The organism is Acidibrevibacterium fodinaquatile (assembly GCF_003352165.1).
Classification (GTDB): Bacteria; Pseudomonadota; Alphaproteobacteria; order Acetobacterales; family Acetobacteraceae; genus Acidibrevibacterium; species Acidibrevibacterium fodinaquatile.
Map to the genome: position 1 here is coordinate 286,907 of NZ_CP029176.1, position 24,962 is coordinate 311,868.

General features: G+C 65.5%; 20 protein-coding genes and 1 tRNA gene. 19 read left to right on the top strand and 2 right to left on the bottom strand.

The window, feature by feature from the left end:
• The first annotated feature begins 117 nt into the window (after positions 1 to 117).
• The 8 genes from DEF76_RS01350 to DEF76_RS01385 all read left to right on the top strand — a co-directional run bounded on the left by DEF76_RS01350 (position 118) and on the right by DEF76_RS01385 (position 13,587).
• Positions 118 to 1,557, top strand: coding sequence for a sensor histidine kinase (locus DEF76_RS01350; RefSeq protein ID WP_114910789.1), 1,440 nt, complete (start codon positions 118 to 120; stop codon positions 1,555 to 1,557).
• Positions 1,558 to 1,638: 81 nt separating this feature from the next.
• The gene (locus DEF76_RS01355; protein ID WP_114910790.1) at positions 1,639 to 4,884 is read left to right on the top strand and encodes a sulfotransferase; all 3,246 of its coding nucleotides are present in this window, start codon (positions 1,639 to 1,641) and stop codon (positions 4,882 to 4,884) included.
• 138 nt (positions 4,885 to 5,022) lie between these two features.
• The gene (locus tag DEF76_RS01360) at positions 5,023 to 6,675 is read left to right on the top strand and encodes an AMP-binding protein (RefSeq protein ID WP_114910791.1); all 1,653 of its coding nucleotides are present in this window, start codon (positions 5,023 to 5,025) and stop codon (positions 6,673 to 6,675) included.
• 36 nt (positions 6,676 to 6,711) lie between these two features.
• Complete coding sequence (locus tag DEF76_RS01365) at positions 6,712 to 7,143, top strand: MerR family transcriptional regulator (protein ID WP_114910792.1); 432 nt, start codon at positions 6,712 to 6,714, stop codon at positions 7,141 to 7,143.
• An 84-nt stretch (positions 7,144 to 7,227) separates the two neighbouring features.
• Complete coding sequence (locus DEF76_RS01370; RefSeq protein ID WP_114910793.1) at positions 7,228 to 8,364, top strand: thiolase family protein; 1,137 nt, start codon at positions 7,228 to 7,230, stop codon at positions 8,362 to 8,364.
• On the top strand, positions 8,364 to 10,685 hold the full coding sequence (locus tag DEF76_RS01375; RefSeq protein ID WP_114910794.1) for a 3-hydroxyacyl-CoA dehydrogenase/enoyl-CoA hydratase family protein: 2,322 nt from the start codon (positions 8,364 to 8,366) through the stop codon (positions 10,683 to 10,685). Before DEF76_RS01370 ends, DEF76_RS01375 begins: the two co-directional genes overlap by 1 nt.
• Positions 10,686 to 10,706: 21 nt before the next feature.
• Entirely contained in the window at positions 10,707 to 12,497 is a 1,791-nt protein-coding gene (locus DEF76_RS01380; protein WP_114910795.1) for an acyl-CoA dehydrogenase C-terminal domain-containing protein, read from the top strand.
• 130 nt (positions 12,498 to 12,627) lie between these two features.
• The gene (locus tag DEF76_RS01385) at positions 12,628 to 13,587 is read left to right on the top strand and encodes an ATP-grasp domain-containing protein (RefSeq protein WP_162800433.1); all 960 of its coding nucleotides are present in this window, start codon (positions 12,628 to 12,630) and stop codon (positions 13,585 to 13,587) included.
• A 16-nt stretch (positions 13,588 to 13,603) separates the two neighbouring features.
• Here DEF76_RS01385 and DEF76_RS01390 read toward each other — a convergent pair whose 3' ends face one another.
• Entirely contained in the window at positions 13,604 to 14,203 is a 600-nt protein-coding gene (locus DEF76_RS01390; protein ID WP_114910797.1) for a glutathione S-transferase N-terminal domain-containing protein, read from the bottom strand.
• Between the two features lie 24 nt (positions 14,204 to 14,227).
• Positions 14,228 to 14,953 carry a hydroxyacylglutathione hydrolase gene (gloB, locus tag DEF76_RS01395; protein ID WP_114910798.1) on the bottom strand — a complete coding sequence of 242 codons (726 nt, stop codon included), beginning with the start codon at positions 14,951 to 14,953 and terminating at the stop codon, positions 14,228 to 14,230.
• Between gloB and DEF76_RS01400 the strand changes: the two genes are divergently transcribed.
• From DEF76_RS01400 to DEF76_RS01455, 11 genes are all read left to right on the top strand, one after another.
• Entirely contained in the window at positions 14,952 to 15,779 is an 828-nt protein-coding gene (locus tag DEF76_RS01400; RefSeq protein WP_338025770.1) for a class I SAM-dependent methyltransferase, read from the top strand. The two genes, gloB and DEF76_RS01400, sit on opposite strands and share 2 nt — an antisense overlap.
• Before the next feature lie 104 nt (positions 15,780 to 15,883).
• The gene (locus tag DEF76_RS01405) at positions 15,884 to 16,771 is read left to right on the top strand and encodes a DUF2189 domain-containing protein (protein ID WP_114910799.1); all 888 of its coding nucleotides are present in this window, start codon (positions 15,884 to 15,886) and stop codon (positions 16,769 to 16,771) included.
• 47 nt (positions 16,772 to 16,818) lie between these two features.
• Entirely contained in the window at positions 16,819 to 17,865 is a 1,047-nt protein-coding gene (locus tag DEF76_RS01410) for a cyclase family protein (RefSeq protein ID WP_114910800.1), read from the top strand.
• 9 nt (positions 17,866 to 17,874) lie between these two features.
• Positions 17,875 to 19,173: an MFS transporter gene (locus DEF76_RS01415; protein WP_114910801.1), complete on the top strand. Its 1,299-nt coding sequence runs from the start codon at positions 17,875 to 17,877 to the stop codon at positions 19,171 to 19,173.
• Between the two features lie 44 nt (positions 19,174 to 19,217).
• Positions 19,218 to 20,171 carry a potassium channel family protein gene (locus tag DEF76_RS01420; RefSeq protein ID WP_114910802.1) on the top strand — a complete coding sequence of 318 codons (954 nt, stop codon included), beginning with the start codon at positions 19,218 to 19,220 and terminating at the stop codon, positions 20,169 to 20,171.
• Positions 20,172 to 20,336: 165 nt separating this feature from the next.
• On the top strand, positions 20,337 to 20,585 hold the full coding sequence (locus DEF76_RS01425; RefSeq protein ID WP_114910803.1) for a twin-arginine translocase TatA/TatE family subunit: 249 nt from the start codon (positions 20,337 to 20,339) through the stop codon (positions 20,583 to 20,585).
• A gap of 17 nt (positions 20,586 to 20,602) precedes the next feature.
• Positions 20,603 to 22,255 (top strand): thiamine pyrophosphate-dependent enzyme, encoded by a 1,653-nt coding sequence (locus DEF76_RS01430; RefSeq protein WP_114913586.1) that lies wholly within the window; start codon positions 20,603 to 20,605, stop codon positions 22,253 to 22,255.
• A gap of 407 nt (positions 22,256 to 22,662) precedes the next feature.
• Positions 22,663 to 22,739: transfer RNA gene (locus tag DEF76_RS01435), tRNA-Arg, on the top strand.
• A 259-nt stretch (positions 22,740 to 22,998) separates the two neighbouring features.
• Positions 22,999 to 23,838 carry a DUF4365 domain-containing protein gene (locus DEF76_RS01445; RefSeq protein ID WP_114910805.1) on the top strand — a complete coding sequence of 280 codons (840 nt, stop codon included), beginning with the start codon at positions 22,999 to 23,001 and terminating at the stop codon, positions 23,836 to 23,838.
• A 28-nt stretch (positions 23,839 to 23,866) separates the two neighbouring features.
• Positions 23,867 to 24,241: an NAD(P)H-dependent oxidoreductase gene (locus tag DEF76_RS01450; protein WP_205216069.1), complete on the top strand. Its 375-nt coding sequence runs from the start codon at positions 23,867 to 23,869 to the stop codon at positions 24,239 to 24,241.
• A 478-nt stretch (positions 24,242 to 24,719) separates the two neighbouring features.
• Entirely contained in the window at positions 24,720 to 24,935 is a 216-nt protein-coding gene (locus DEF76_RS01455; protein ID WP_114913587.1) for a heavy-metal-associated domain-containing protein, read from the top strand.
• Positions 24,936 to 24,962 lie beyond the last annotated feature (27 nt).

Here is a 24,962-nt window from a genome sequence, read left to right on the forward strand (position 1 = left end):
TCACATATCCGTGTTATGCAAACTGATTTTCTCCCGCGTGTTGCTGTCGCTTGCGCCGACGCTCCCGGCGGGGAGAACGGTGTGGCGAGGACACGGGTGATCTAGCGGCGCGGCGCGATGGCGGCGAACCCGGCTCGCGCGTCGTATCGCAGCCTTTCCTCCCGGCTGCTGTGGCTCACTTTGGCGATCGTGCTGCTCACCGAGGGGCTGATTTTTTTTCCGAGCCTCGGCCATGAACGCCGCGTCTGGCTGCAACGCCATGTCCGCGAGGCCAATATCGCCGCCCTCGCCGTCGCCGGCGCGCCGCATGGCCTCCTCGATCCCGCGACCCGCGACGATTTGCTGCGCCTTTCCGGCGACGAGCTGATCCGCCTCCATCGCGCCTCCGGGGTTGAGCTGGTGCTCGCGCCGCCAGAGGAGATCACGCCGGTGGCGCGTTATGATCTCCGCCATGAGACGCAGCTCGCGAGCGTCGGCTATGCCCTGGTCGATCTGTTTCGCAGCCAGGACCGGCCGATCACCATCATCGGCAACAGCCCGCTGCGCCCCAAGACGGTGGTCGAGCTGATCATGCACGAACGCGAACTGCTCGACGTTCTGCATGACTATGCCTGGAGCATCGCCGGGCTGTCGCTGATCATCGCGGCGGTGACCGGGGCTTTGGTCTATTTCGCCATGCTGGCCTTGCTGGTGCGGCCGATCCGGCGGATCACCGGCTCGATCGTCGCCTTTCGCGCCGATCCTGAGCGCGGCGTGCCGATCGATGCCGAAGCGGTCAGCCTGCTCGGCGATGACGAGATGGCCGAGGCGGCGCGCGAGCTTGCCGATATGCAGCGCGAATTGCGCGCCGCGCTCTGGCGCAATGCCCGGCTCGCCGCCCTCGGCACCGCGGTTGCGACGGTGAGCCACGATCTTCGCGGTATCCTCGCCTCGGCGATGCTGGCGGCCGATGGCCTGACGCAGAATGTGGATGGCCGCGTGCGCCGCTCGGGCGAAATGGTGGTGCGGGCGATCGAGCGGGCGACCGAGATGGTGCGGCGCACCCTCGATTTCGCCCGCGAGGGACCGCCGCCGGTGACGCGCACCTGCTTTCCGCTGCGTTTGCTGATCGGCGAGGTGCGCGAGGCGATGCTGCCGGCGGCGGCCGGCTTCAGCATCGCCCCCTGTCTCGACGACGATCTCTTGATCACCGGCGATCGCGATCTGTTGTTTCGCGTTTTCGTCAATCTGCTGCGCAACGCCGCCGAAGCGGGTGCGGGGCGGGTGACGGTGAAGGCGAAAATGGCCGCGAGCGTGGTGGTAATCCTCATCGAGGATAACGGGCCGGGCCTGCCGGAGCCGGTGCGGCAGAATTTGTTTCGCCCCTTCGTCGGCTCCTATCGGCGCGGCGGCACCGGGCTTGGTCTTGCCATCGCCCGCGATCTCATGCGCGCCCATGGCGGCGACCTCGAACTCGCCGAGACCGGCCCCAACGGGACGATTTTCCGTCTGACATTGCCGAGCCAGCCAGAGGAAAGCACGCCGCCGGTCGTCGCGCGGCAATCGGCGACCCCCTGAGGCGCGGGGCGCACGCATTCTTGATCTGCGCGGCGCTGGGTCGCAAAATCGCCCGCTCAGCGGGGGTAACGGCGAAGCGGCATGGAAACGGGATCATTTTGCCCTTGCGGCAGCGGCTTGCGGGCGGCGCGCTGTTGCGAGGCGCAAGCGTCAGCGTTCGCGCCCAACCCGGCCGGCTGGCGGCTCGATGGTCTCGTCGATCGCGCACGCAAAGCCGCCGCCGAGGGCAAGGGCGAGGCGGCGCTCGCGCTGCTGTGCGACGTCCTCGAACTGGCGCCGGGGCGCGGCGATGCGCTGCTGTTACTCGCCCGGCTGCGTAAGGCGCGCGGCGAGACGCGCGCGGCCGAGAAATTGCTTCAGCGCCTCGTCACGCTCGATCCCAACCATGTCGAGGCGACCCACGAACTCGCGCTGATCCTGTTTGAGCGTGGCGCCCTCGGCGAGGCCGAAGCCGTCGCCCGCAACGCCGCGCGGATCGCGCCGCATCATCCGCAAACGCATAATCTCCTCGGCATGATCTTCACCGAGGCCAATCGCGCCTGGCTTGGCGAATATCATTACCGGCGGGCCTTGGCGTTGCGGCAGGCGCGCGACCCGATCCTGCTCGCCAATCTCGCCTGGAGCCTGAAACTCCAGGGGCGGGCGGCGCAAGCACGGGCGCTTTACGAGGAAGCCCATCGCGCCGCCCCGAACGAACTCAAAACCTTGCTCGGTTGGGCGGCGCTCGAGGAGGCTGACCGCGATTTTCCCCGCGCGCTGGCGCTGCTCGAGCAAGCCGAGGCCTTGGCGCCGGGCAATCCTGCCGTTCGCCTCGCCCGCGCAACCTGCCTCGATCGCCAGGGGCAGGTCGAGGCGGCGCTGGCGCTGTTGGCCGGCGGCGAGCAAGGGGCGCTCGGGGCGACGGAATCTTCGCAAAAGGGCCGCCTGCTCGAGCGGCTCGGGCGCCATGCCGAGGCCTTTGCCGCTTTTGCCGCCGGCAAGGCGCAGGCCCGCGAACGCGGCGCCCCGACCTATCTCGCGCACGTCGCCGAGGATCTCGCGCGGCGCTTGCGCGGTTTTTTCACCGCCGAGCGGCTGGCGAGCTTGCCCCGCCTGCGGCCGCCCGCCGGCGGCGCGCAACCGCTTTTTATCCTCGGCTTTCCGCGCTCGGGCACGACGCTGGTCGAGCAGATCCTGACCCGCCATCCCGCGATCGCCGGCGGCGACGAGCTGCCCTTCGTCAACGATCTGACGCAATCCCTGCCGCGGCTGCTCGATAGCACGCTCGCTTATCCCGAAGCCCTCGCCGAACTCTGGATGGCCGATCGCCGCGATGGCCTCTCGCTGCTGCGCGAGGCCTATTGCCGCGCCGCGCGGCTGGCTGGCGTGCCGGAAGAGGGTGCTGCGGCGCGCTGGTTCACCGACAAGATGCCGCTCAATGAGACGCATCTCGGCCTGATCGCGTTGCTGTTTCCGGCATCACCGCTGATCCATCTCATCCGCCATCCCCTCGACGTGGTGCTGTCGGTGTTCTCCAACCATTTGACGCACGGCTATTATTGCGCCGCCGAGCTGGAGACCATCGCCCGGCATTATGTTTTGGTGATGGATCTCGTGCAGCATTATCGCGGGCAGATGACGCTCCGCTACCTGCCGCTCCGCTATGAGGATGTGATCGCCGCGCCGGAGGCGAGTGTCCGCCGCCTGCTCGCGTTCATCGGCGAGCCATTCGACCCGGCGTGCCTTGCCTTTCATGAAAACCGCCGCCATGCCCGCACCGCGAGCTATGCCCAGGTGACAGAGCCGCTCTATGACCGCTCGCTCGGGCGCTATCGGCATTATCTCGCCGAACTCGCGCCGGTGATCCCGATCCTCGCGCCGCTGATCGAGCGGCTCGGCTATACGATCGAGGGCAGGGCGCCGGCGGCGATGGCGAGGGGGCTGCCGCCGGCGCCGACGCCGCCGGCCGAGACCTTGTCCGACGAAGAGGCCGCCGCCTTGCTCGGGCAAGCGGGCGAGCACGAACAGGCGGGACGTCTTGCCGATGCCGAGGCGGCGCTGGCGCGGCTATTGCCCGCCCGCCCCGATCACCCGCATGCCCATCACCTCATGGGGGTCGTCGATTATCGCGCCGGGCGGATCGAGGCGGCGCTGGCGCGTATGGAACGCTCGCTCGCGCTCGCCCCCGATCACCCGCTTTATCTGCGCAATATCTGCGAACTCTATCGCGCCGCCGGCCGTCATGAGGAGGCATTGCGCAGCGGATTGCGGGCGGTCGCGTTGGCGCCGGACGATCCGCTGGCGCTCGGCAATCTCGGCATCATCCATTATAGCCGCCTCGAGATCGCGGAGGCGCTGGCCTGCGCCGAGCGCGCGCTCGCGCGCATGCCGGATCACGCCAACGCGCATTTCCTCCGCGCCGAGGCGTTGCTCATCAGCGGCGACTGGGCTGCCGGCTGGGAAGACTATGAATGGCGGTTCCGCCTGCCGGGCGCGGGGCGCGCCTTGCCCAAGACCGATCGACCGGTCTGGGACGGCACACCCCTTCCCGCGGGACGGCTGCTATTGATCGCCGATCAGGGGTTTGGCGATGCGCTTCAGTTTTGCCGCTACATTCCCTTTGCCGCGGCGCGGGCCAAGGAGATCGTGGTTGCCTGCGGGCGCGAGATCATGCCGGTGTTGGCGCAGTTCCGAGAGGTTCGCCAGGTGGTTGATCGTTGGGAGGCGTGCGGCCCGTTTGACGCCTATACCACGCTTTCCGGCCTGCCGCGCCTCCACCGCACCCGGCCCGAGACCATCCCCGCCGACATCCCCTACCTCACCGCCGATCCAGCCCGCGTCGATCATTGGCGCGAGCGCCTCGCCTCGCTGCTGCCGGCCGGGCTCACGCGGATCGGCATCGCCTGGGCGGGACGGCCAAGCCATAACAATGACCGCTATCGTTCGATACGGCTTGCGACCCTCGCGCCGCTCGCGCAGGTTCCTGGCATCGCCCTGGTCGCCTTGCAGAAAGGGGCCGCGATGGCCGAGATCGCCGATGATCGCGGCCCGGCGCCGCTGCTCTCGCTCGGGCCGGCGCTCGGTGATTTCGCCGATACCATGGCCGTCGTCGAAAATCTCGACCTGGTGATTACCGTCGATACCGCGCTCGGCCATCTCGCCGGGGCGATGGGCAAGCCGACCTGGATCATGTTGCCCTTCGCGCCCGATTGGCGCTGGCGCATGGCCGGCACGACCAGCGCTTGGTATCCGAGCGTGCGCCTCTTCCGCCAGGGGCATGAGCGGCAATGGCCGGTGGTGGTGGAAACGGTCGCGGCAGCGCTCCGCAGCCATCTCGGGCTGACCTGATGCATCGTCAAATTTCGCATGAGGGAGTTTATTGACGTATAGGTCAAACGCGGTCTAATGACCGTCACCAACGCATGCCCATGAACAGGCTAGCGAGGTGATAGGGGGGAGGCGATAGGCGGGGAGGTGATGGGCGGGATGGAAACACAAAGCCGAGAGGGTACGGATTTCGCCGAGCACACCCCCGAAACCCTGCCGGATTTGCTGGCCGCCGCCGCGGCGCGGTTTGCCGCGCGCCCGGCGCTGTGGTTTTTGGGCCGGCGCTGGCGCTATCGCGATCTTGCCGAGACGGTCGATCGGCTTGCCGCCGGCTTGCAGCGCCTCGGTGTCGGGCCCGGCGTGAAAGTTGGGCTGTGCCTGCCGAACACGCCCTATTCGGTGATGTTTTTCTTTGCCGTGCTCAAGGCTGGCGGCGTCGTCGTGAACTTCAATCCGCTTTATGTTCCGCGTGAAATCGCGGCGCAAATGGCGGATTCCGAGACGGCGATCATGGTCGCGCCCGATCTCGCGCGGATCCTGAACCCGGTGCTCGAGGCCGGCGCCAAGCGCGTCATCGTTTGTCCGATGCGCGCGATCCTGCCGCCGCTCAAGGCGCTGGCACTCTATACGCTGCGGCGGCGCGAGATTGCCTCCCCGCGCGATGGGCGGATCATTCGCCTCACAGCATTGCTGGCTCCGGGCAAACCCACGCCGGTTCCGATCAGGGCGGATGACCTCGCGGTTTTGCAATATACCGGCGGCACCACCGGTGTGCCCAAGGGGGCGATGCTGAGCCATCGCAATCTCCTCGCCTGCATGCGCCAGACCCTCGCCTGCGCGCCTGACGTGACGCCGGGCGAGGAGCGCGTGCTCGCGGTGTTGCCGCTGTTTCACGTCATCGGGATGACGGTTTTGATGAATTGTTCGCTTGCGATCGGGGCGGAAATCATTTTGCTGCCGCGCTTTGTGATTGCTGATCTGTTGCGGACGATCAAGCAAACGCGGCCGACGATCTTCCCCGCCGTGCCGACCATTGTAACCGCCGTGCTGGCCGCGGTGGCGCAGGGTCGCGAGGGAGATATTGCCTCGATCCGTTTGTGGACCGGGGGTGGCGCGGCGTTTCCGGCCGAGCTTTGCGAGCGCCTCGCGGCTTTGACCGGGAGACAGTTCGTTGAAGCCTATGGGCTCAGCGAAACCTCCGGCGCCGCTGTCTCCAACACCAATTTCTCGCCAATCAAACCGGGCTCGGTCGGCCGCGCAGTTGCCGACACCGTGATCGAAATTCGCGACCCGGAATATCCCGAGCGGCTTCTCGGCGTCGGCGAGAAAGGCGAAGTCTGCATCCGTGGCCCGCAGGTGATGATGGGCTATTGGAAGCGGCCGGACGAGACCGCTCGGGCCTTCATCAACGGGGCGCTCCGCACCGGCGATATCGGCTATCTCGATGAGGATGGCTATCTGTTTCTCGTCGATCGTCTCAAGGACGTGATCATCGCGGGGGGCTATAACATCTACCCGCGGGTGATCGAGGAAGCGCTTTGCCGACACCCGGCGGTTGCCGAGGCGATGGTGATTGGCGTTGCGGATAGCTATCGCGGTGAGGCGCCGGCGGCGTTCGTGACACTGCGTCCCGGCTATCGTTGCGATACCGACGAACTCAGCGCCTTTCTCGGTGATCAAATTTCCCGCATCGAGATGCCACGGGTGATCGAAATTCGGCAAACCCTTCCGAAAACCGCCATCGGTAAACTCTCGAAAATGGCATTGCGTGAAGAGCAGGCCCGCTTGCACGAAAGCGGCGGACGTGCTTAAAGTTTACGTCAGACAACTTCCGTATAGGTGATCTTGATGGCCAGCGTCCCGGCTGCTCCGTCACATCCTGAACGGCTTTATACGGTCACGCAGCTCTCGAAAGAGATTGGCGTGACCCCGCGCGCCATTCGTTTTTACGAGGATAAGGGTCTCATCCTGCCGCGCCGCGCCGGCACCACGCGGGTTTATACCAATCGTGACCGCGCCCGCATGATTCTCATCCTGCGTGGCAAGCGTCTGGGATTTTCCTTGCGTGAGATCAGGGAATATCTTGAACTCTACGACATCGATACGAGCCAGGGTTCGCAACTTCGCCTGCTGCTGAAACTGGTGCGCGCCCGCCTTGCAACACTCGTCGAACAAGAGCGCGCGCTCACTGAAATCCTCGCCGAATTGCGTGAGGTGGAGCGCCAAGCGGTGGCGGCGCTCGAGGCCAAACCCCCGTCGCGCAAGCGCCTTGCCGGATGAGCGAGGCGTTTGACGATGTGGCCATGACGGGAACCCCCGAAGGTTGGGATAGACACTGAGAAATCAGGGATATGGAACAAAATCATGAGTGATGCCGTCATCGTCGACTATGCTCGTTCGCCGTTCACGTTGGCGAAAAAAGGGGCGCTCGCGCGTGTGCGCCCGGATGATCTCGCAGCGCAAGTGGTGCGCGGCTTGGTCGGCCGGCTTGGCATCGATCCAGTATTGGTCGAGGATCTTATCCTCGGCTGCGCGATGCCGGAGGGCGAGCAAGGGCTCAATCTCGGCCGTCTCGTCGGGTTGCTCGCTGATCTCCCGATCAGTGTCGCTGGTGTCACCGTCAATCGCTTCTGTGGCTCCTCGATGCAGGCGATCCACATGGCGGCGGGGCAGATCGCGCTCGGCGCCGGCGAAGCGTTTCTCTGCGCCGGGGTTGAAAGCATGAGCCGCGTGCCGATGATGGGTTTCAACCCGATGCCCAACCCGGCTTTGCACGCGAAAATGCCGGCGGCCTATATCAGCATGGGCGAAACCGCCGAAAACGTCGCCAGCCGCTATGGCATCAGCCGCGCCGAACAGGAAGCGTTCGCCGCCGAAAGCCATGCCCGCGCCGCCCGCGCCGTGCGCGCGGGTCATCTCATGGCCGAGATCGTGCCGATCACGACCAAAGATGGCATTGTCGAACAGGATGGCTGCCTCCGTCCCGAAACCACCGTCGAAACCCTGGCGACGCTGAAGCCGGCGTTCCGCGCTGATGGCAGCGTGACGGCAGGCACGGCCTCGCCGCTTACCGATGGCGCGGCGGCGGTTTTCGTCTGCAGCGAGGCGTTCGCCGCGCGCCATCATCTCTCGCCTCTCGCGCGCATCCGCGCGGTCAGCGTCGCCGGTTGCGCGCCCGAGGTGATGGGGATCGGCCCGGTGGCGGCGACGAAGAAAATCCTCGCCCGCGCCGGTGTCACGATCGCCGATATCGATCTCGTCGAACTCAACGAGGCGTTTGCCAGCCAAGCGATCGCCTGCGCGCGCGACCTTGGCATTCCGGCGGAAAAGCTCAATCTCGATGGCGGCGCCATTGCGCTCGGCCACCCGCTCGGCGCGACCGGCGCGCGGATCACTGGCAAGGCGGCGTCATTGCTCAAACGCGAAGGCAAGCGCTACGCCTTGGCGACGCAATGCATCGGCGGCGGCCAGGGTATTGCGACGCTTCTGGAGCGCGTGTGATGGAGGCGATCCGCAAACTCGCGGTGATCGGCGCCGGTGTCATGGGCGCAGGTATCGCCGCTCAAATCGCCAATGCCGGGTTTCCGGTGCTGCTCCTCGATATCGTGCCGAAGGATGGCGAGGACCGCAATGCGATCGCCAAAAACGCCATCGCCCGCATGATGAAAACCGAGCCCGCGCCATTGATGTCGGCCGCTGCCGCGCGGCTGATCACGCCGGGCAACACCGAAGACGATTTCGACAAACTTGCCGAATGTGACTGGATCATTGAGGCGGTCATCGAAAGTCTCGAGATCAAGCAGGCGCTCTATCGCCGCATCGATGTGGTGCGCAAGGCCGGTGCCGCGATCTCCTCAAACACCTCCACCATTCCGCTTGCCGCCTTGGTTGCGGGCATGAGCGAGGGGTTCGCCGCGAACTTCCTGATCACCCATTTCTTCAACCCGCCGCGCTATATGCGCCTTCTCGAACTGGTGACCGGCGCTGCGACAACGCCGGCCCTTGCCGAACGCGTCGCGGTATTCGCCGATCATGCGCTCGGTAAAACCATCGTTCCCTGCAAGGACAGCCCCGGTTTCATCGCCAATCGGCTCGGCGTTTATTGGATGCAGGTTGGCGTGCTCGCGGCCATCGATCTTGGTCTCACCGTCGAGGAAGCCGACGCGGTGATGGGGCGGCCGTTCGGGATTCCAAAAACCGGCATCTTCGGCCTGATCGATCTCGTCGGCCTCGACCTCATGCCGCATGTCAATGCCAGTCTCGCTGAGGCGCTGCCGGCGAGCGATCCGTTCCACGCCGCCAATCGGGATGTTCCGCTGATCCGCAAGATGATTGCGGAAGGCTTCACCGGGCGGAAGGGAAAAGGCGGGTTCTACCGGCTGCGGCGTGATGGCAGCAAGCGCATCAAGGAAGCCATCGATCTCGCAAGCGGCGACTATCGCGCCGAACGCACGCCAACACTGCCCGAGGACGCAGCGCGCGACCCCAAGAAGTTGCTGACACGGAACGATAAGCTCGGCGCCTATGCCCGCCGTGTCATGGCCCACACGCTCGCCTATGCCGCGCGGCTGGTGCCGGAGGCGGCCGATGACGTCACCGCCATCGATGAAGCGATGCGGCTCGGCTATAATTGGAAATTCGGCCCCTTCGAACTGATCGATCGGATTGGCGCGGCTGGCATGCGCGCGCTTCTTGCGGCCGAAAATGTCGAGGCGCCAATGCTGCTGGCAACAGCGGCCGAGGCCTCGGGATTTTATCGTTTGCACGGGGCGCGAACACAATTCCTTGGCGGCGACGGTGTTTATCACGACGTTCTCCGTCCCGCCGGCATCGTGCTGCTTGACGATATCAAGCGGGTCGCGAAGCCGGTGAGCAAGAATGCCTCGGCGTCGCTTTGGGATATCGGCGACGGCGTTGCCTGTCTCGAATTCACGACGAAGATGAACGCGCTCGATCCCGGCATCGTCGATCTCATCGCGCGATCGGTCGCGCTGGTTGCGGAAAAATTCAAGGCGCTGGTGATCTATAACGAGAGCGGCAATTTCTCGGTTGGCGCCAATCTCGGCCTCGCGGCGTTCGCCGCCAATATCGCCGCCTGGGGCGAGATCGAGAAGACGCTGGCCGCCGGGCAGAAGGCGATGCTCGCACTCAAATACGCGCCGTTCCCAGTGGTCGCGGCGCCGGCGGGCATGGCGCTCGGGGGCGGGTGCGAAATTCTTCTCCACGCTGACGCCATCGTCGCTCACGCCGAGACCTATGCCGGACTGGTGGAATGCGGCGTCGGTTTGGTGCCGGGCTGGGGCGGCACCAAGGAGATGCTCGCGCGCCTGGCCGCGTCACCCGCCCTGCCGAAAGGGCCGATGCCAGCGGTGGCGCAGGTGTTCGAGATGGTCAGCACCGCGCGGGTGAGCAAATCGGCGCAAGAAGCGCGCGAGATGGGGATTCTCCGTCGCGGCGATGAGATCGTGATGAACCGCGAGCGCCTGCTCGCGAGCGCCAAGGCGCGGGCGCTGGCGCTGGCCGCCGATTATCGCCCGCCGGAGCCGCCGGTTTTTGTGTTGCCTGGCCCCTCGGGAAAACTCGCGCTGATGATGGCGGCGGGGGGGGTTCATCGCCAGGGCCTGGCGACGGCGCATGATCTCGTGGTTGCCGAGGCACTGGCCGAAATTCTCTCAGGTGGCACTGCCGATCCGCTGGCGCCGCGCGACGAAGAGGCGATGCTGGCTTTGGAGCGCGATGCCTTCATGCGTCTCGTCCGCACCGAGCCGACGCTCGCGCGCATCGCGCACACGCTCGAGACCGGCAAGCCGCTTCGCAACTGATCGTCGCAGGAGACAATCGCCATGCAAACCTACAAGGCACCACTTCGTGACATGCGTTTCCTGCTGCACGAAGTTTTCGGCGGCACCGCTCTCGCCTCTCGGCCGGGCGAAGAAAGTCTGGCGCCGGATCTCATCGACAGCATTCTCGAAGAAGCCGGCCGCTTCGTCGAAGAAGTGTTGGCGCCGCTCAATGCCGCCGGTGACGAGGAGGGCTGCCATTACGAAAATGGCGTCGTGCGCACGCCGAAAGGGTTCAAGGCCGCGTATGATCTTTTCCGCGAGGGTGGCTGGACGGCGCTTGCTTGTGATCCCGAGTATGGTGGCCAAGGTCTGCCCGAATGCGTGAACAAGCTCGTCGAGGAGATGATCTGTAGCGCCAATCTTTCCTTCAGCCTCTATCCCGGGCTTTCGCGCGGCGCCTATCAGGCGTTGCGCGATCACGGCACGGAAGAACTGAAGCGGCGCTTCCTGCCGAAACTCGCAAGCGGCGTCTGGAGCGGCACGATGTGCCTCACTGAGCCGCATTGCGGCACCGATCTCGGCATGCTGCGCACTCGCGCGGTGCCGCAAGAGGATGGCAGCTATCTGCTCTCGGGCAACAAGATTTTCATCTCCGCCGGCGAGCATGATCTGACCGAGAACATCATCCATCTCGTGCTCGCGCGCCTTCCCGACGCGCCCGCCGGCAGCCGCGGCATCAGCCTGTTCCTGGTGCCGAAATTCCTGCCCGACGAGCAAGACCGGCCGGGCGCGCACAACGGCGTTCTCTGCACCGCGATCGAACACAAGATGGGCATCAAAGCCTCCGCAACCTGCCAGCTTACTTTCGAGAATGCCAAAGGCTGGCTGGTCGGCGCGCCGCATCGTGGTCTCGCGGCAATGTTCACGATGATGAACAGCGAGCGGCTTTCGGTGGGCATCCAAGGTCTTGCGATCGGGGAGGCGGCCTATCAGAGCGCCGTTGCCTATGCCCGCGAGCGTATCCAGGGGCGTTCACTGAGTGGTGTGAAAAATCCCGATCAACCGGCCGACCCGATCATCGTCCATCCCGATGTGCGGCGCATGCTGCTCACCATGCGCGCCTATGCCGAAGGCTGTCGCGCCCTCGGGCTTTGGGTCGCGCAGGCGCTCGATACGATCGAGCGGAGCGCGGAGCCGGCGGCGCGCGAAAAGGCGGAGGATTTCACCGCGTTGATGACGCCGATCGTCAAGGCGCTGTTCACCGATCTCGGCTTCGAGGCCGCCAATCTCGCGGTTCAGGTTTACGGTGGCCACGGCTATATCCGTGACCATGGCGTTGAGCAATATGTGCGCGATGCGCGGATCGCGATGATTTATGAGGGCACCAACGGCATTCAGGCGCTCGATCTCGTCGGGCGCAAATTGGGCGCGCATTACGGGCGATTGCTGCGCGGATTTTTCCACCCTGTTGCGGCCTTCGTCGCCGCGCACAAGGAGGATGCGGCGATCGGCAAGATGGTCCATGGACTGGAAAAAGCCTTCGGCGCCCTGCAACTCGCGACCGCCCATATCGCTGAAGCGGGCATGCGCGACCCCGAGGAAGCGGGAGCTGCGGCGAGCGAGTATCTCCGCCTTTTCGGCCTCGTCGCGCTTGGTTTCATGTGGGCGCGGATGGCCAAAACCGCTGCGGCCAAGCTCGCGAACGGCGCCGACGAGCCGGCGTTTTATCACGCGAAGCTCACGACCGCCCGCTTCACCATGGAACGCCTCCTGCCGCAGGCGGGCGCGCTTTATCTCGCCATCAAATCCGGCAAACACGCGATGATGGCGCTGGAGGAAGCGGCGTTCTGATCAGCCGAGCAGAATTGTTCTTTTTTGAAAAAAAGAACCAAAAAACGTTTCCTCTGTGGCGTCTTGGCTATTCCGAGAAACCAGGATGGAAGTCTTTTTGGTTCTTTTTCTTCAGAAAAAGAACATATTGATGCGCATTTTCGTTTGTGAATTCGTGACCGGCGGCGGGTTCGCGGGTGCGCCGATCCCGGCTGGCTTGCGCGCCGAAGGGGAAATGATGCTGCGCGCTTTGCTCGCCGATCTCGCGGCTGTTCCCAGGGTTAGGCTTCGCGTTTGCCGTGATGCGCGGCTTGCGGCGTTCTCTGTTCCGGCCGAGACGGTTGCTGTCGAGGCCGGCGCCTTTTGGGACATCGTGCGGGCGGAAATCGCTGCGGCGGAGGCGTTCTGGCCGATCGCGCCGGAGAGTGATGGCATTTTGCTGCGCCTCTCCGAAATGGCGCGGGGGAAGATTCTTCTCGGGTCATCGCCGGAGGCGGTGCGGCTCTGCACAAGTAAGACCGCGACCGCCCGGCATCTCGCGGCGCACGGTGTTCCGACAGCGCCCGCCCTCGCGCCCGGGATTGCGGCGCCGCACGGCGCCATCGTCAAACCCGATGACGGCGCCGGTGCCGAAGGCGTGCGGTTTTTCGCCGATCCCGCGGCGGCATTGGCCACCGCGCGCGGCACGCAAGGCCTGATCGCGCAGCCTTTCATCGCGGGCGCGCCGGAAAGTCTTTCGCTGCTCTGCAACGCTGGCGAGGCGACCTTATTGTCCTGCAACCGGCAAATCATCGCGCGTCTGGGCGACGAATTTCATTACCGTGGCTTCGTGGTCGGCGGCGCGGAGGAAAAGCGCGCGCTTTACACGCCGCTCGCCGCCGCCATCGCCCGCGGCATCCCCGACTTGTTCGGCTATGTCGGCGTTGATCTCATCGCGGCCTCTTCCGGCCCGGTGGTGCTGGAGATCAATCCGCGACTGACCACCAGCTATGCCGCCCTGGGCGAGGCGCTTGGCGTCAATCCGGCCGCCATGGTGCTCGCGCTCGCCGCCGGCGACGATTTGCCGAAGTTGCAGCCGGCGCGCGCGGTGACGCTCGCTCTTGCGCCCTGATAGTTTGCCCCGCCGATTATTCCCGCGGCATTGTCTTGGCGATGGCCGGCGCTGCCGAGATCGCCGCGAACCACGCGGCGAGGCGCGGATGGCCGGGGCGCCAGGGCTCATCGGCGAAGCGGAAATCGAGATAGCCGAGGGCGCAGGCGATGGCGATGCTGCCGATATCGAGCGATGGTCCTGGCGGCTCGGCCTCGAGCGCCGCGATCGCGCGGGCGACGACCGCTTTCTGCTCCGCGAGTGTGGTGTCGCGCGCGGCCTCACGCGGCTTGGCCTGCTCCATCCGCCGCCCGACCGCCGCATCGAGAATTCCATCCCCGAGCGCCTGCAATTTCAGCGCATGCCAGCGCGCGGCGCTTCCCGGGCGGGGAAAGAGCGGCGGCGCATCGCCGATGCTGTCGAGATATTCGGCGATCACCGGGCTGTCATAAAGCGCCACGCCATCTTCGGTGACGAGACATGGCACTTTCGACAGCGGGTTCGCAGCAAGCAGGGCCGCTGGCCGTTCATGCGGGTTGGTTCGCAGCGTTTCGATTTGCCCATCGATGTCGCGGGCGATGGCGCAGGCCATGACCTTGCGGACATAGGGGCTGGTCGGCGAATAGAAGAGTTTCATGACGCGGCCTCCGGGTGATTGGTCTCAAAAATTGTCCTTGCGTGCGCGCAACGCGCCAAGGGCTTTCGCATCGGCGGCGCGCAGGAAGGGGTTGGTCGCGCGTTCTTGCGCAAGCGTGGTCGGCACCGTCGGCAGGCCCGCCGCTCGCAGGCGCTCGATCTCATTGATCCGGTCCAAAAGCGCCGGGTTAGCGGGATCGACGGCGCGGGCGAAGCGGGCATTGCTCAAAGTATATTCGTGGCCGCAGCAGACCAGCGTCTCGTCCGGCAGTGCCTTGAGCTTGGCGAGGCTCGCGAACATGTCCTCAGCCGTGCCCTCGAACAAGCGCCCACAGCCGAGCGAAAACAGAGTGTCGCCGCAGGCCAGAACCGCGCCATCGGCGAAGAACCAGGCGATATGGCCGCGTGTGTGGCCAGGGGTCGCGATCACCCGGCCGCGCGCCGCCCCGAGTGCGACGGTTTCCCCCTCATCGAGGGCGATATCGAGCTTCGGCAGGCGAGGCGCATCGAAGCGTGCGCCGGCAACCGGGCAGCCATAGCGCGCGCGCAGCGGTTCGGTCGCGGCGACGTGATCGGCGTGGTGATGGGTGAGGAGAATGAGATCGAGCCGGCCACCGCGCGCCTCGATGGCGGCGATCAGCGGCTCCGCTTCGGCGGGATCGACGAGCGCGAGGGCGCCGGCATCACCGTCCTGCAAGAGCCACGCATAATTGTCCTTGAGAATCGGAATTGGGGTCGCGTGAACTGCCATGCGCGAGATGTATAACGGTTCGGCGCCGGTTTCCAGCTATACTCATGCGATGGCGACCGATGCGCATGCTGCGGCGGAGTTTTACGCGAGCGCCCAAGGGGCGGTGGTGGCGCGGCTGTTGCGCGCCCGGCTGCTGCGCTTTTGGCCGGTGGCGGAGGCGCGCGGCGCCTCGATTCTCGGCCTTGGCTATGCCGCGCCCTATCTTCGGCTGTGGCGCGAGGAGGCAGCGCGCTGCATCGCGGCGCTGCCGGCGCAGATCGGTGCCGCTGCCTGGCCGGCGGCGGCGCCGGGGCTCTCTTGCACCGTCGAGGAGGAGGATCTCCCTTTCGCCGATCTCAGTTTCGACCGCGTGCTGCTGGTGCATGGGTTGGAGGCGGCGGAGAATGCGCGGCGGCTGCTGCGCGAAGTGTGGCGGGTTTTGAAGGATGACGGGCGGTTGCTGGTGGTCGCGCCCAACCGCGTCGGCCTTTGGGCGCATGTCGAGACGACCCCGTTCGGCCAGGGGCAACCCTATTCGCAGGGGCAGATCGGCCGCCTGCTCGCCGCCTCGCTGTTTCACGTGACACGGCGCGATACCGCGCTCTACCTGCCGCCGGCGCGTTTGCGGCTGCTGCTTCGCATCGCGCCGCTGATCGAACGGGTCGGGCACCGCGTCGCGCCGGGCTTCGCCGGGCTCACGTTGAGCGAGGCGGTGAAGGATGTCTATGCCGCGATCCCGAACCGCCCCGTCCATCGCCGCCGCCTGGTGCTGGCGACGGCACCCCTGCCGCGCTCGTCCGCGGCGCCGAGAGGGGCTGATGGCGGCGAGAGGGCGGCGCTGCGATGATCGCACAAAATTTCATGCATTTTTGCCGCGATAAGGCGTAGCCTAACCGGCAGCGGGGTGTTGCCGCTCGGGTATTTCGCCCCGTTTGCACGGGAGAAACGGCCATGACCATTCAAAATCCGGTCGTCTGGAGCTGGCAGTATATCCAGACCTCGTCGCGCGCCCTCGGTGCGGTTCCGGCAAACGACTATTGGGCGGAGAGCAATGCCGAGCGCGAGGTGGTGATCAGACGCATCACGCTCGCCGATCTCCGCGCCGCTTTGATCAGCGGGGTTGCGGATTTTGCCGCGAACCGCACCGATGTTTTGTTTCTCTGCCTGATCTATCCGGCGGCGGGGCTGATCCTGGAACAGGTGATGTTTGGCCGCGGCGCGGTGCAGATCCTGTTCCCGCTGGCCTCGGGCTTTGCCATTCTCGGCCCGTTTTTCGCGCTCGGTCTCTACGAAATCAGCCGCCGCCGCGAGCGTGACGGCACCGCCTCATGGGCGGATGCCTTCCGTGTCCTCGGCTCGCCGGCGATCGGGCGCATCGCCCTTCTCGGCGCCGCGCTGATCGTGATTTTCCTGCTCTGGCTGGTGCTCGCCCAGGTGATCTATATGGCAACGCTCGGGGCCTATTACGGGTTGGACATGCCGGCGCCGACGCTCGCGCAATTCCTTCACGATGCGCTGACGACGAAGCCGGGTTGGGCAATGATCGCGATCGGCGTCGTCACCGGGTTCTGCTGTGCCGTGGTCGCGTTCCTGATCGGCGTCATTTCCTTCCCGCTGCTGCTCGACCGCGATGCCAGCCTCAATACCGCGATCGCGACCTCGATCCTCGCGGTCGCCGCCAATCCCGGGCCGATGGTGGCATGGGCGGCGATCGTCACCGGGCTTTTGGTCCTCGGCTCGCTCCCCTTCCTCGTCGGGCTGATCGTCGTCTTGCCGGTGCTCGGGCATGCGACTTGGCATCTTTATCGCGCCCTGGTCTCGCGCCCGCGCCGCGCGTAAGCTCGCCCTGCGCCGCGCGGGTGCAAACGACGTGGGAGGATGCGCATATGGGTGAACAGCAACGCTGGCGGCAGCGGCCGCCGGGCTCGACCTGGGGTGATTTCGGGCCGGATGACGAGCGCGGGCGGCTCAATCTGATCACGCGCGAGAAAGTGTTGCAGGGCATCAGCGAGGTGCGCGAGGGGCGAAGCTTTTGCTTGAGCCTGCCGCTCGATTATCCCGGCGGCAATGTCCTCAACCCGCGCCGGCATCCGCCGCGTCTTGCCCCCACCGAGCGCGGCGGCCGGCCGAACATGAATTTTCCGCTGAACCGCGAGGATCCGCGCTATACCGACATCGTTTCCGACGACCAGGTGGTGCTGACCCTGCAATACTCGACGCAATGGGACAGCCTCGCCCATGTCGGGCAGATGTTCGATGCCGACGGCGATGGTGTGCCCGAATTCGTCTATTATAACGGGTTTCGCGCCGGCCGCGATGTCATCGGCCCGATCGATTACGCGCATGGCGATGCGCCGGTCGCCGCGCCCTCCGGGGCTCGCCGTCTCGGCGTCGAGAATATGGCGGAAGCCTGTATTCAGGGCCGCGCGGTGATGATCGATCTCGAGGCGCATTTCGGCCGCGCCCGCACCCTCGTCGGCTATGACGCGTTGATGGCGGTGATGGCGAAGGATCGCATCATCGTCGAGGAGGGGGACATGGTCTGTCTTCACACCGGCTTCGCCGCGATGCTCCTCGAAATGAAGGGCAATCCCGATCCGGCGCGGGTGCATGACGCGTGCGCCGCCCTCGATGGCCGCGATGCACGGTTGCAGGACTGGATCACGCAAAGCGGTCTCGCTGCCCTGATCGCCGATAATTACGCGGTGGAGGCGGTGCCGGCGCGGCCGTGCGAGGAGGATCATTGCGCCTCGCTGCCGCTCCATGCCCATTGCCTGTTCCGGCTCGGCGTCAATCTCGGCGAATTATGGTATTTGAGCGAGCTTGCCGCCTGGTTGCGGGCCGCCGGGCGTTCGCGCTTTCTGCTCACCGCGCCGCCGCTTCGTCTTCCCGGCGCGGTGGGCTCGCCGGTGACGCCGATCGCAACCGTTTGAGGGCGCGGCTTGGCGCGCGATCTGCTGCGCTCGCGGCGGTTCTGGCCGTTTTTGCTGCTACAGGCGTGTGGCGCGCTCGCAGACAATCTCTATAAAAACGCGATCGCCGTGCTCATCATCGGGCAGGCGGGGGCGGCCGGGCCGGTGCTCGTCGCGGCGGCGGGCGGGGTGTTCATTCTGCCCTTCCTGCTGTTTTCCATCCCCGCTGGCGTGCTCGCCGACCGCTACGACAAGGCGCGTCTGGTCCGTCTCGCCAAGCTTGCCGAGCTTTTGCTCATGCTCGCCGCCGCCGGCGCGCTGGTGTCACGAAATCCCGCGGCGCTGTTGCTGGTTTTGTTCGGATTGGGGGCGCAGGCGGCGTTTTTCGGGCCGATCAAATACGCGATCGTGCCGGAATTGCTGACCGCCGAGGCCGTGCCGGCGGCGACCGGCTGGATCGAGGCGACAACTTTTTTCGCCATCCTCATCGGCACCGTTGCCGGGGCGGCGCTGATGGCGGCGCCAGCGGCGGTTTGGCTGGCCGGCGGCGCGGGGGTGGTTTTGGCCGCGATCGGACTTGCCGCGGCACGGTTGCTGCCAGCGCTCGCGGCGGCGGCGCCGGAGAGCGTCGGCGCGCGTGGCCTTTGGCGCGAGACAGGAGCCCTTTTCGCGGCGGCGCGTTTGGTGCCGGAAATCTGGGCGGCGATCCTCGGATTGAGCTGGTTCTGGGCGGTCGGCGCGGTGTTCATCACCGAATTTCCCGCGCTCGCGCATCATGTTTTCGCCGCTGGCGCCGATTTGGTGGCGCTGTTCTTGATGGCGTTCGTGCTCGGGGTCGGCGCGGGCGCGGTTGCAACCGGTCGCCTCGCTGCGGGCGGTGTCCGGCTCTCGCCAGTGCCGTGGGCGCTGCTCGCGATGGCGCCGCTGATCGGTGATTTTGCCGTCATGACCCATCGGTTCGGGCTGTTCCCCGGGGGGCAGACGGTCCGGCAGATTCTGGTGACCGGCGCGGGCTGGCATCTTCTCGCCGACCTGTTTTTGATTGCCGCCATGGGCGGCGTGGTCTCGGTGCTGCTCTATGGCGTGTTGCAGCGGGCGCCGGCGGCGCTGCGCGCCCGGCTGGTCGCCGCAAACAATGTTCTGAACGCCGCCTTCATGGCGAGTGCGGCGCTGGCGCTGATGGGGCTGCACGGGCTCGGCCTCGCGCCCCCGGCGATTTTCGCTGCCCTCGCGGCCTTGGCGCTCGCCGTCGCCTTGGTATCGTTTCGTGTTATTAGCCAAGCCGCGAAATCATCACGATGCGTTGATGTGACGGACGCCTCCGGCTAACACGGGCCAGCAGACGCAACGTTGATGTTCGGGGAGACGATGCCATGGCCCAAACGGCGGCGGCGAAGCGTGACGCGGCAATGTTCAGTTGGCTGCGGGCGCTTTTGTTCACTCTGATCCTGGTCGGGCTGGTTTCGGTTGCGGCCGGGGAGGATTGGAAATTCGACGTCGCAGCACTTGCGATCTGTGCCACGGGATTCGGTTTTTTCTTCGTCGCCTTTTCCGGCGGGATGCATTTCGGCATCACCTTCGCCAATTTTCTCGCGGTTTACGCGTGCACCTTTTTTTTCTTCCGCGAATCGAATTTTCCGAAAGCCGGTCACGGGCCGGCGATCATCGCGCTCGCCATGCCGGTCTTGGTTTTTCTCGGTGCCTGTTTCGTGCGCCTTCGCCAGATCAACGCGGTGCTTCATGCGCGCCGGCGGCGCGAAATCACCGCGCTGCCGGCGCTTTGGCGCTGGATCCCGGGGGTCGCCGCGGTTGGCGCCGCCACTTTCGCGCTGCCCCGACTGCATCTCGCCGCGAGCGACCAAGAGGTTGCGCTGCTCGTCTCGATGGCGGTGGTGTCGGGGTTCATCGCCTATGCGGCGCGTGACGTCGTTTTGCTCCTCAACGATGTCGCGCTGATTTTTGAGGGGGTCGCGCATCGCATCGACCGGCTGATGATCCCGATGACCGCGTTCATGACCCTTTATTCGCTGCTCGTCGTCGTGTTCGCCTGTCTTTACCGGCTCGCCGAAATGAGCGCGGAGACACCGCAATTTCTTACCGATTCGGCCGATCATTTCCTTTCTTTCGGCGAGGCGATGTATTTCAGCATCATCACCCTGAGCACGGTCGGCTATGGCGATATCGTGCCGGTCGGGCAATTGGTGCGGCTGCTCGCCGCCGGGCAGGTCATCGTCGGCTTGCTGCTGCTGCTCTTTGGCTTCAGCGAGATCGCCCGCATGAGCGATGAGGAGCGCGCAGCGCCACCCGCGCCGAAACTGCCGGATTGATCATCGGCGACCGTCTGCGCGAGATTGGTCGCGCTCGCCGGCCCGCCGATCCGGTAATGTCGGCTGACGTCGCGCCGTGTCGACAGCGCGGCGCGAAAGGCGCTTGCAACCGCGCCCGCGCCGGTCCATTTCTTTGCGGCGAAGTTTTTGCGGAGCTAAGACGCCATGGGAAGCTTGAGCATCTGGCATTGGCTGATCGTCTTGATGGTCGTCCTGTTGCTGTTCGGGACTGGCAAGGTGAGCCACCTTATGGGTGATTTCGCCAAGGGAATCAAAGCGTTTAAGAAAAATATGGCGGAGGATGACGATGCTTCCATGGAAGCCTCGGCAGAGCACCCGTCGGGCTCGATCGCCGGCCCCGGGGTGAAGGCCGGCGCCAAAGAGAAGCAGCAAAGCGCCGCCCATCAGGGATGACCGGCGCCGAGGCCCGCATGCGGGCCGCGCCCCGGATGACCACCGCCGCCACCGTGGTGGAGGCCCTGGTCGCGCATGGGCTGACGACGCTTTACGCCTTGCCCGGGGTGCATAACGATCCGCTGTTCGATGCTCTGCACGCGGCGGCCGATCGTATCCGGGTCATTCACCCGCGCCACGAGCAGGCTGCCGGCTATATGGCGCTCGGCGCCGCGCTCGCAACCGGTCAGCCGCAAGCCTTCTCGGTGGTGCCGGGGCCGGGGCTTCTCAATGCCGGTGCCGCCCTCCTCAACGCTTATGGCCTCGGCGCGCCGGTGCTGGCGCTGGCCGGGCAGATTCCGCACAACGCCATCGATCGCGGCTATGGCCATCTCCACGAACTGCCGGATCAACTCGGCTTGCTGCGGCATCTCACCAAATTCGCCGCCCGGATCACCCATCCCGGCGAAGCGCCCGGCCTGATCGCCGAGGCGTTGGCGAAGGCACAGGCCGGGCGGGCGCGGCCGGTCGCGCTCGAATGCGCGATCGATGTCTGGGGGCGCGAGGCGCCGGTCGCGCCGGTCGCGCCGCTTGCGCGGGCCGCGCTCGCCCCCGATCCCGAGGCAGTGGCCAAGGCGGCCGCCCTGCTCGATCGCGCCGAGCGGCCGCTGATCGTGGTCGGCGGCGGCGCGCTCGATGCCGCGCCGGCGCTCCGCGCGCTCGCCGAGGCGCTGGCGGCGCCGGTGATGAGTTTCCGTCGCGGCCGCGGCATCTTGCCGAGCGATCATCCGCTCGCGGTCTCCTGGCCGGTCGGGCATCGTCTGTGGGCCGAGGCGGATGCCGTGCTCGCGGTCGGCACCCGGCTCCATGTGCCGCTTTCGGTCTGGGGGAGTGATCCCGCGCTGAAACTCATTCGCCTCGATGTCGATGCCGAGGAGATCGAACGCCAGCGTCGCCCTGATGCCGCGATCCTCGCCGATGCCGCGCTCGGTCTTGCCGCCTTATGCGAGGCCCTGCCGCGCCGCGCCCGCCCGGCCCGCGCCGATGTCGCGGCGGCGCAGGCTTGGTTTGGCGGGGAATTGGCGCGGCTTGCGCCGCAATTGGAATTTCTCGGCGCCATTCGCGCGGCGTTGCCGGAAGACGGCATCGTCGTTGAGGACGTGACGCAAATGGGCTTCGTCGGCCGGCTCGCCTTTCCGGTCACGGCGCCCCGGCGGTATCTTTCCCCGGGCTATCAGGACAATCTCGGCTGGGGCTATGGCGCGGCGCTCGGCGCCAAGGCGGCGCTGCCCGATCGCCCGGTCGTCCTGCTCAGCGGCGATGGCGGGTTTCTCTATCAGGCCGGGGAAATGGCAACCGCGATGCGGCACGGCATCGCCGTTGTCGCGGTGGTGTTCGACGATGGCGCTTTCGGCAATGTCCGCCGCATCCAGGCCGAGCAGTACGGCAACCGGCTGATCGCGTGCGATCTCCACAACCCCGATTTTGTGCGCATGGCGGAAAGCTTTGGCCTTGCGGCATGGCGCGCCGATACGCCGGCGGCGCTGCGCGCTGCACTCGATGCCGCGCTGGCGCGCCAGGCGCCAGCGCTGATCCATGTCCGCCTCGGCGCGCTGCCGAGCCCCTGGCCGCTCATTCTGTTGCCGCGGGTGCGCGGCTTCGAGGAGTCCTGGCGCCGCGCTTGGCCGTGATCCCGCTGGGCCGTGATCCCGCTGGGCCATATTCCCGCTGGGGCGCCCGTCGTCGCGCCGCAACATTGACCAGGACGCGCCGCAGGGAGTAATCCGAGGTTGCGGCACCCGTAGCTCAGCTGGATAGAGCGTTGCCCTCCGAAGGCTGATGTCAAGTGTGTCTGTGTTGGATAGAGGTGGAAGAAGGCAACGAGTTTCAATGAGTTGAGAGCCTGTAGGCAAGCTGCCGTTTCTTGAAGATGTTTCGCGTAAGCACGGCGTAAGCAGCTTTCGGAGAACGGCAGCGGAAAAGCGCGTAGCGTAGGATGCACCAGCACATCACGACATGCGTTTGGATCGAAAGGCTCGATTGAAGGTGTCCAAATCCGTTGACCTCCAGAGGTTGGTCGGACTAGGCAATGAGAGATGCGCCCGTAGCTCAGCTGGATAGAGCGCCACCCTCCGAAGGTGGAGGCCACACGTTCGAATCGTGTCGGGCGCGCCATCTCTCTCATAAGAGATTGGCGCTTGCTGGCGCCGTACATTGCGGCGCGTCTTTACGGTTGCGCCTGAGGGCGTTGCTTGTCCCATCCATCCTTTGAGCGTGCGGCCGGTATCATCAAAGGCCTGGAGGAGATTCCCAACGAGGACTGGCGTGACGCGCTAGCGCTCGCACGCAAAGCCGCGCTGCCCATGGTGTTCATCGGTCAGGCGGGATTTTCCGCGATTCCTAAGTTTGGTAACCAGCCTCACACCACGTCTTCATCCTTCAAGGTGCAGACCGCAAGGACTACGGAACAGACTGTCAGCTCGAGGTGATCGACGACGGTCGGGCCACGAATGTCAGGGTCCAGGTCCAACTTAAGGGAACGGAGCGGGCGCTAAATGCGGACGGGTCGCTCAGCGTTGAGATGCGTCGCACCAACCTGAACTATCTGCTGATGCAGGGGTACAGCTTCTACGCCTGCTATCATGTGCCGACAGGCTCGCTGCGCATCTGCCCCGTCGACAGCGTCCTTCGCCAGTACGAACACAGCGGGAAGACGTGGACCGAGCAGCAATCGCTGACGGTCTCCTTCGTCGAGGAGTTGACCATCGGGCGCCTCGTCCGGCTCGCGGCACTCGCGCAATCGGGGGCGAGGTCTTCGCGCGAGCGACGGATCGAACAATCCGGCGCGAGCCCGGCGGATCTGCCCCGGCAGGTTCTGAGGGCTGCTCCAGATGTCCATGTCCCGGAGGATCCGGAGCGGGCTGGCCAGATCTTGAGGCGGCTCTACGAACAAGATGCTGACGACGTGATCAGCGCCGGGTTCGACAAATTTGGGGCAGCGCTCGGCGCCAGTAGCGACTCGATGGGTCCCTGCTACATGGCCGAGATCAACCTCGGGATGCCGAGTATGAGCCAACACCCGCAACGGATTGAGGAGGCGATCGGCTACTTTCGATCCAAGCTCGACGGCGGCCGCCACCATGCCGGCAGCTTGCACTACACGATCGGAAACGCCTTCTCCGCGCTCGGCGACGAGCAATCGGCCAAACTCGCCTACGAAGCTGCGCTCGCAGACCCAGCGTTCAGGGACGAACCCGACTTGGCGGCCAAGTAGCACCGCGTATCGTCAAAGAGGCGCGTTGATGCAGGCGCCTGACTTGGTGGATGTGCCGAACATCGAGCCTGATGCTTTCGAACGTCCGACGACGGCTGCGCTACTGCCGCACGCGCCGACGCACCCACCGCGCATCCTGTTGCTGTACGGCGTTCTGCGCGAGCGGTCTTTCAGCCGGTTGCAGGCCCAGGAGGCCGCGCGCCTTCTTGAAGCCTTCGGCACCGAGACCCGCATCTTCAACCCCAGTGGCCTGCCGCTCCCTGACGACGTGCCGACCGATCATCCCAAGGTCCTGGAGCTGCGCGACCTATCGGCCTGGTCGGAGGGACAGGTGTGGTGCGCACCAGCCGCTATAGCGAGCGCAAAGAGGCGGCGGAAAAGCTGGCCGCGATCTGACTCATAAGCGCTATTTCAAGGATTGTCGAAATAGCGCAGACCATGACTATGGTGCGATTACTGTCAGCGCTTCAGAATGCGGCGGGTAGTCGAATGGCCGCTCTTGATACTCAACCGATTATTGCCGATCGAGACCGTCTTCTGCCGAAAATACTCACCAAGCCTTCGTGAACGCGCAGGATCTCAGTTTCAGCTCTGCTCGCAGCGCGGCAACAACCGCCATCATCAGGCTCGCCGAGACGTGGCGGAATCCGCTTGACTCTGGAGTTAACTCCAAGGCCTAGCGTTGAACTGTCGCGGTATGGCCATGCTGTGAGGTCAAGTGTTCTCAGGTCCTAACGCCACCGGAGGCTCACTTGCCGCAGCGCCATGCGCCGCAAGTTACCGAGTGTGCCCCTCACGTGAAGATTGAGCAGATACACTCCGACGCAAACAGTGGAGAAAGCTATCGGGCTATGCCGATAGTACCTGTAATGGAGCAAAATATGAAAACGGCAACTTTCAAGATCGAAGGCATGAACTGTGATGGCTGCGCCAATACCATCAAGACCCTGGTCGAAAGTGAGCCAGGCGTGCAGATGGCAACGGTCTCGTTCGAAGAAGGTCAAGCCCGCATCCTCTATGACCCGCAAAGTACCGGCGAGGATCGCCTCGTGGCGGTGATCCAAAAGCCCGGCTTTCGCGTCGCGGGTCGGCACTGATCGAATTCAGCGCATGAGCGTGGGTTC

Coding starts and splice junctions, on each gene's coding strand:
- DEF76_RS01350 (WP_114910789.1), top strand. CDS start 118: ATGGCGGCGAACCCGGCTCGCGCGTCGTATCGCAGCCTTTCCTCCCGG.
- DEF76_RS01355 (WP_114910790.1), top strand. CDS start 1,639: ATGGAAACGGGATCATTTTGCCCTTGCGGCAGCGGCTTGCGGGCGGCG.
- DEF76_RS01360 (WP_114910791.1), top strand. CDS start 5,023: ATGGAAACACAAAGCCGAGAGGGTACGGATTTCGCCGAGCACACCCCC.
- DEF76_RS01365 (WP_114910792.1), top strand. CDS start 6,712: ATGGCCAGCGTCCCGGCTGCTCCGTCACATCCTGAACGGCTTTATACG.
- DEF76_RS01370 (WP_114910793.1), top strand. CDS start 7,228: ATGAGTGATGCCGTCATCGTCGACTATGCTCGTTCGCCGTTCACGTTG.
- DEF76_RS01375 (WP_114910794.1), top strand. CDS start 8,364: ATGGAGGCGATCCGCAAACTCGCGGTGATCGGCGCCGGTGTCATGGGC.
- DEF76_RS01380 (WP_114910795.1), top strand. CDS start 10,707: ATGCAAACCTACAAGGCACCACTTCGTGACATGCGTTTCCTGCTGCAC.
- DEF76_RS01385 (WP_162800433.1), top strand. CDS start 12,628: ATGCGCATTTTCGTTTGTGAATTCGTGACCGGCGGCGGGTTCGCGGGT.
- DEF76_RS01390 (WP_114910797.1), bottom strand. CDS start 14,203: ATGAAACTCTTCTATTCGCCGACCAGCCCCTATGTCCGCAAGGTCATG.
- DEF76_RS01400 (WP_338025770.1), top strand. CDS start 14,952: ATGCGCGAGATGTATAACGGTTCGGCGCCGGTTTCCAGCTATACTCAT.
- gloB (WP_114910798.1), bottom strand. CDS start 14,953: ATGGCAGTTCACGCGACCCCAATTCCGATTCTCAAGGACAATTATGCG.
- DEF76_RS01405 (WP_114910799.1), top strand. CDS start 15,884: ATGACCATTCAAAATCCGGTCGTCTGGAGCTGGCAGTATATCCAGACC.
- DEF76_RS01410 (WP_114910800.1), top strand. CDS start 16,819: ATGGGTGAACAGCAACGCTGGCGGCAGCGGCCGCCGGGCTCGACCTGG.
- DEF76_RS01420 (WP_114910802.1), top strand. CDS start 19,218: ATGGCCCAAACGGCGGCGGCGAAGCGTGACGCGGCAATGTTCAGTTGG.
- DEF76_RS01425 (WP_114910803.1), top strand. CDS start 20,337: ATGGGAAGCTTGAGCATCTGGCATTGGCTGATCGTCTTGATGGTCGTC.
- DEF76_RS01430 (WP_114913586.1), top strand. CDS start 20,603: ATGCGGGCCGCGCCCCGGATGACCACCGCCGCCACCGTGGTGGAGGCC.
- DEF76_RS01450 (WP_205216069.1), top strand. CDS start 23,867: ATGCAGGCGCCTGACTTGGTGGATGTGCCGAACATCGAGCCTGATGCT.
- DEF76_RS01455 (WP_114913587.1), top strand. CDS start 24,720: ATGAAAACGGCAACTTTCAAGATCGAAGGCATGAACTGTGATGGCTGC.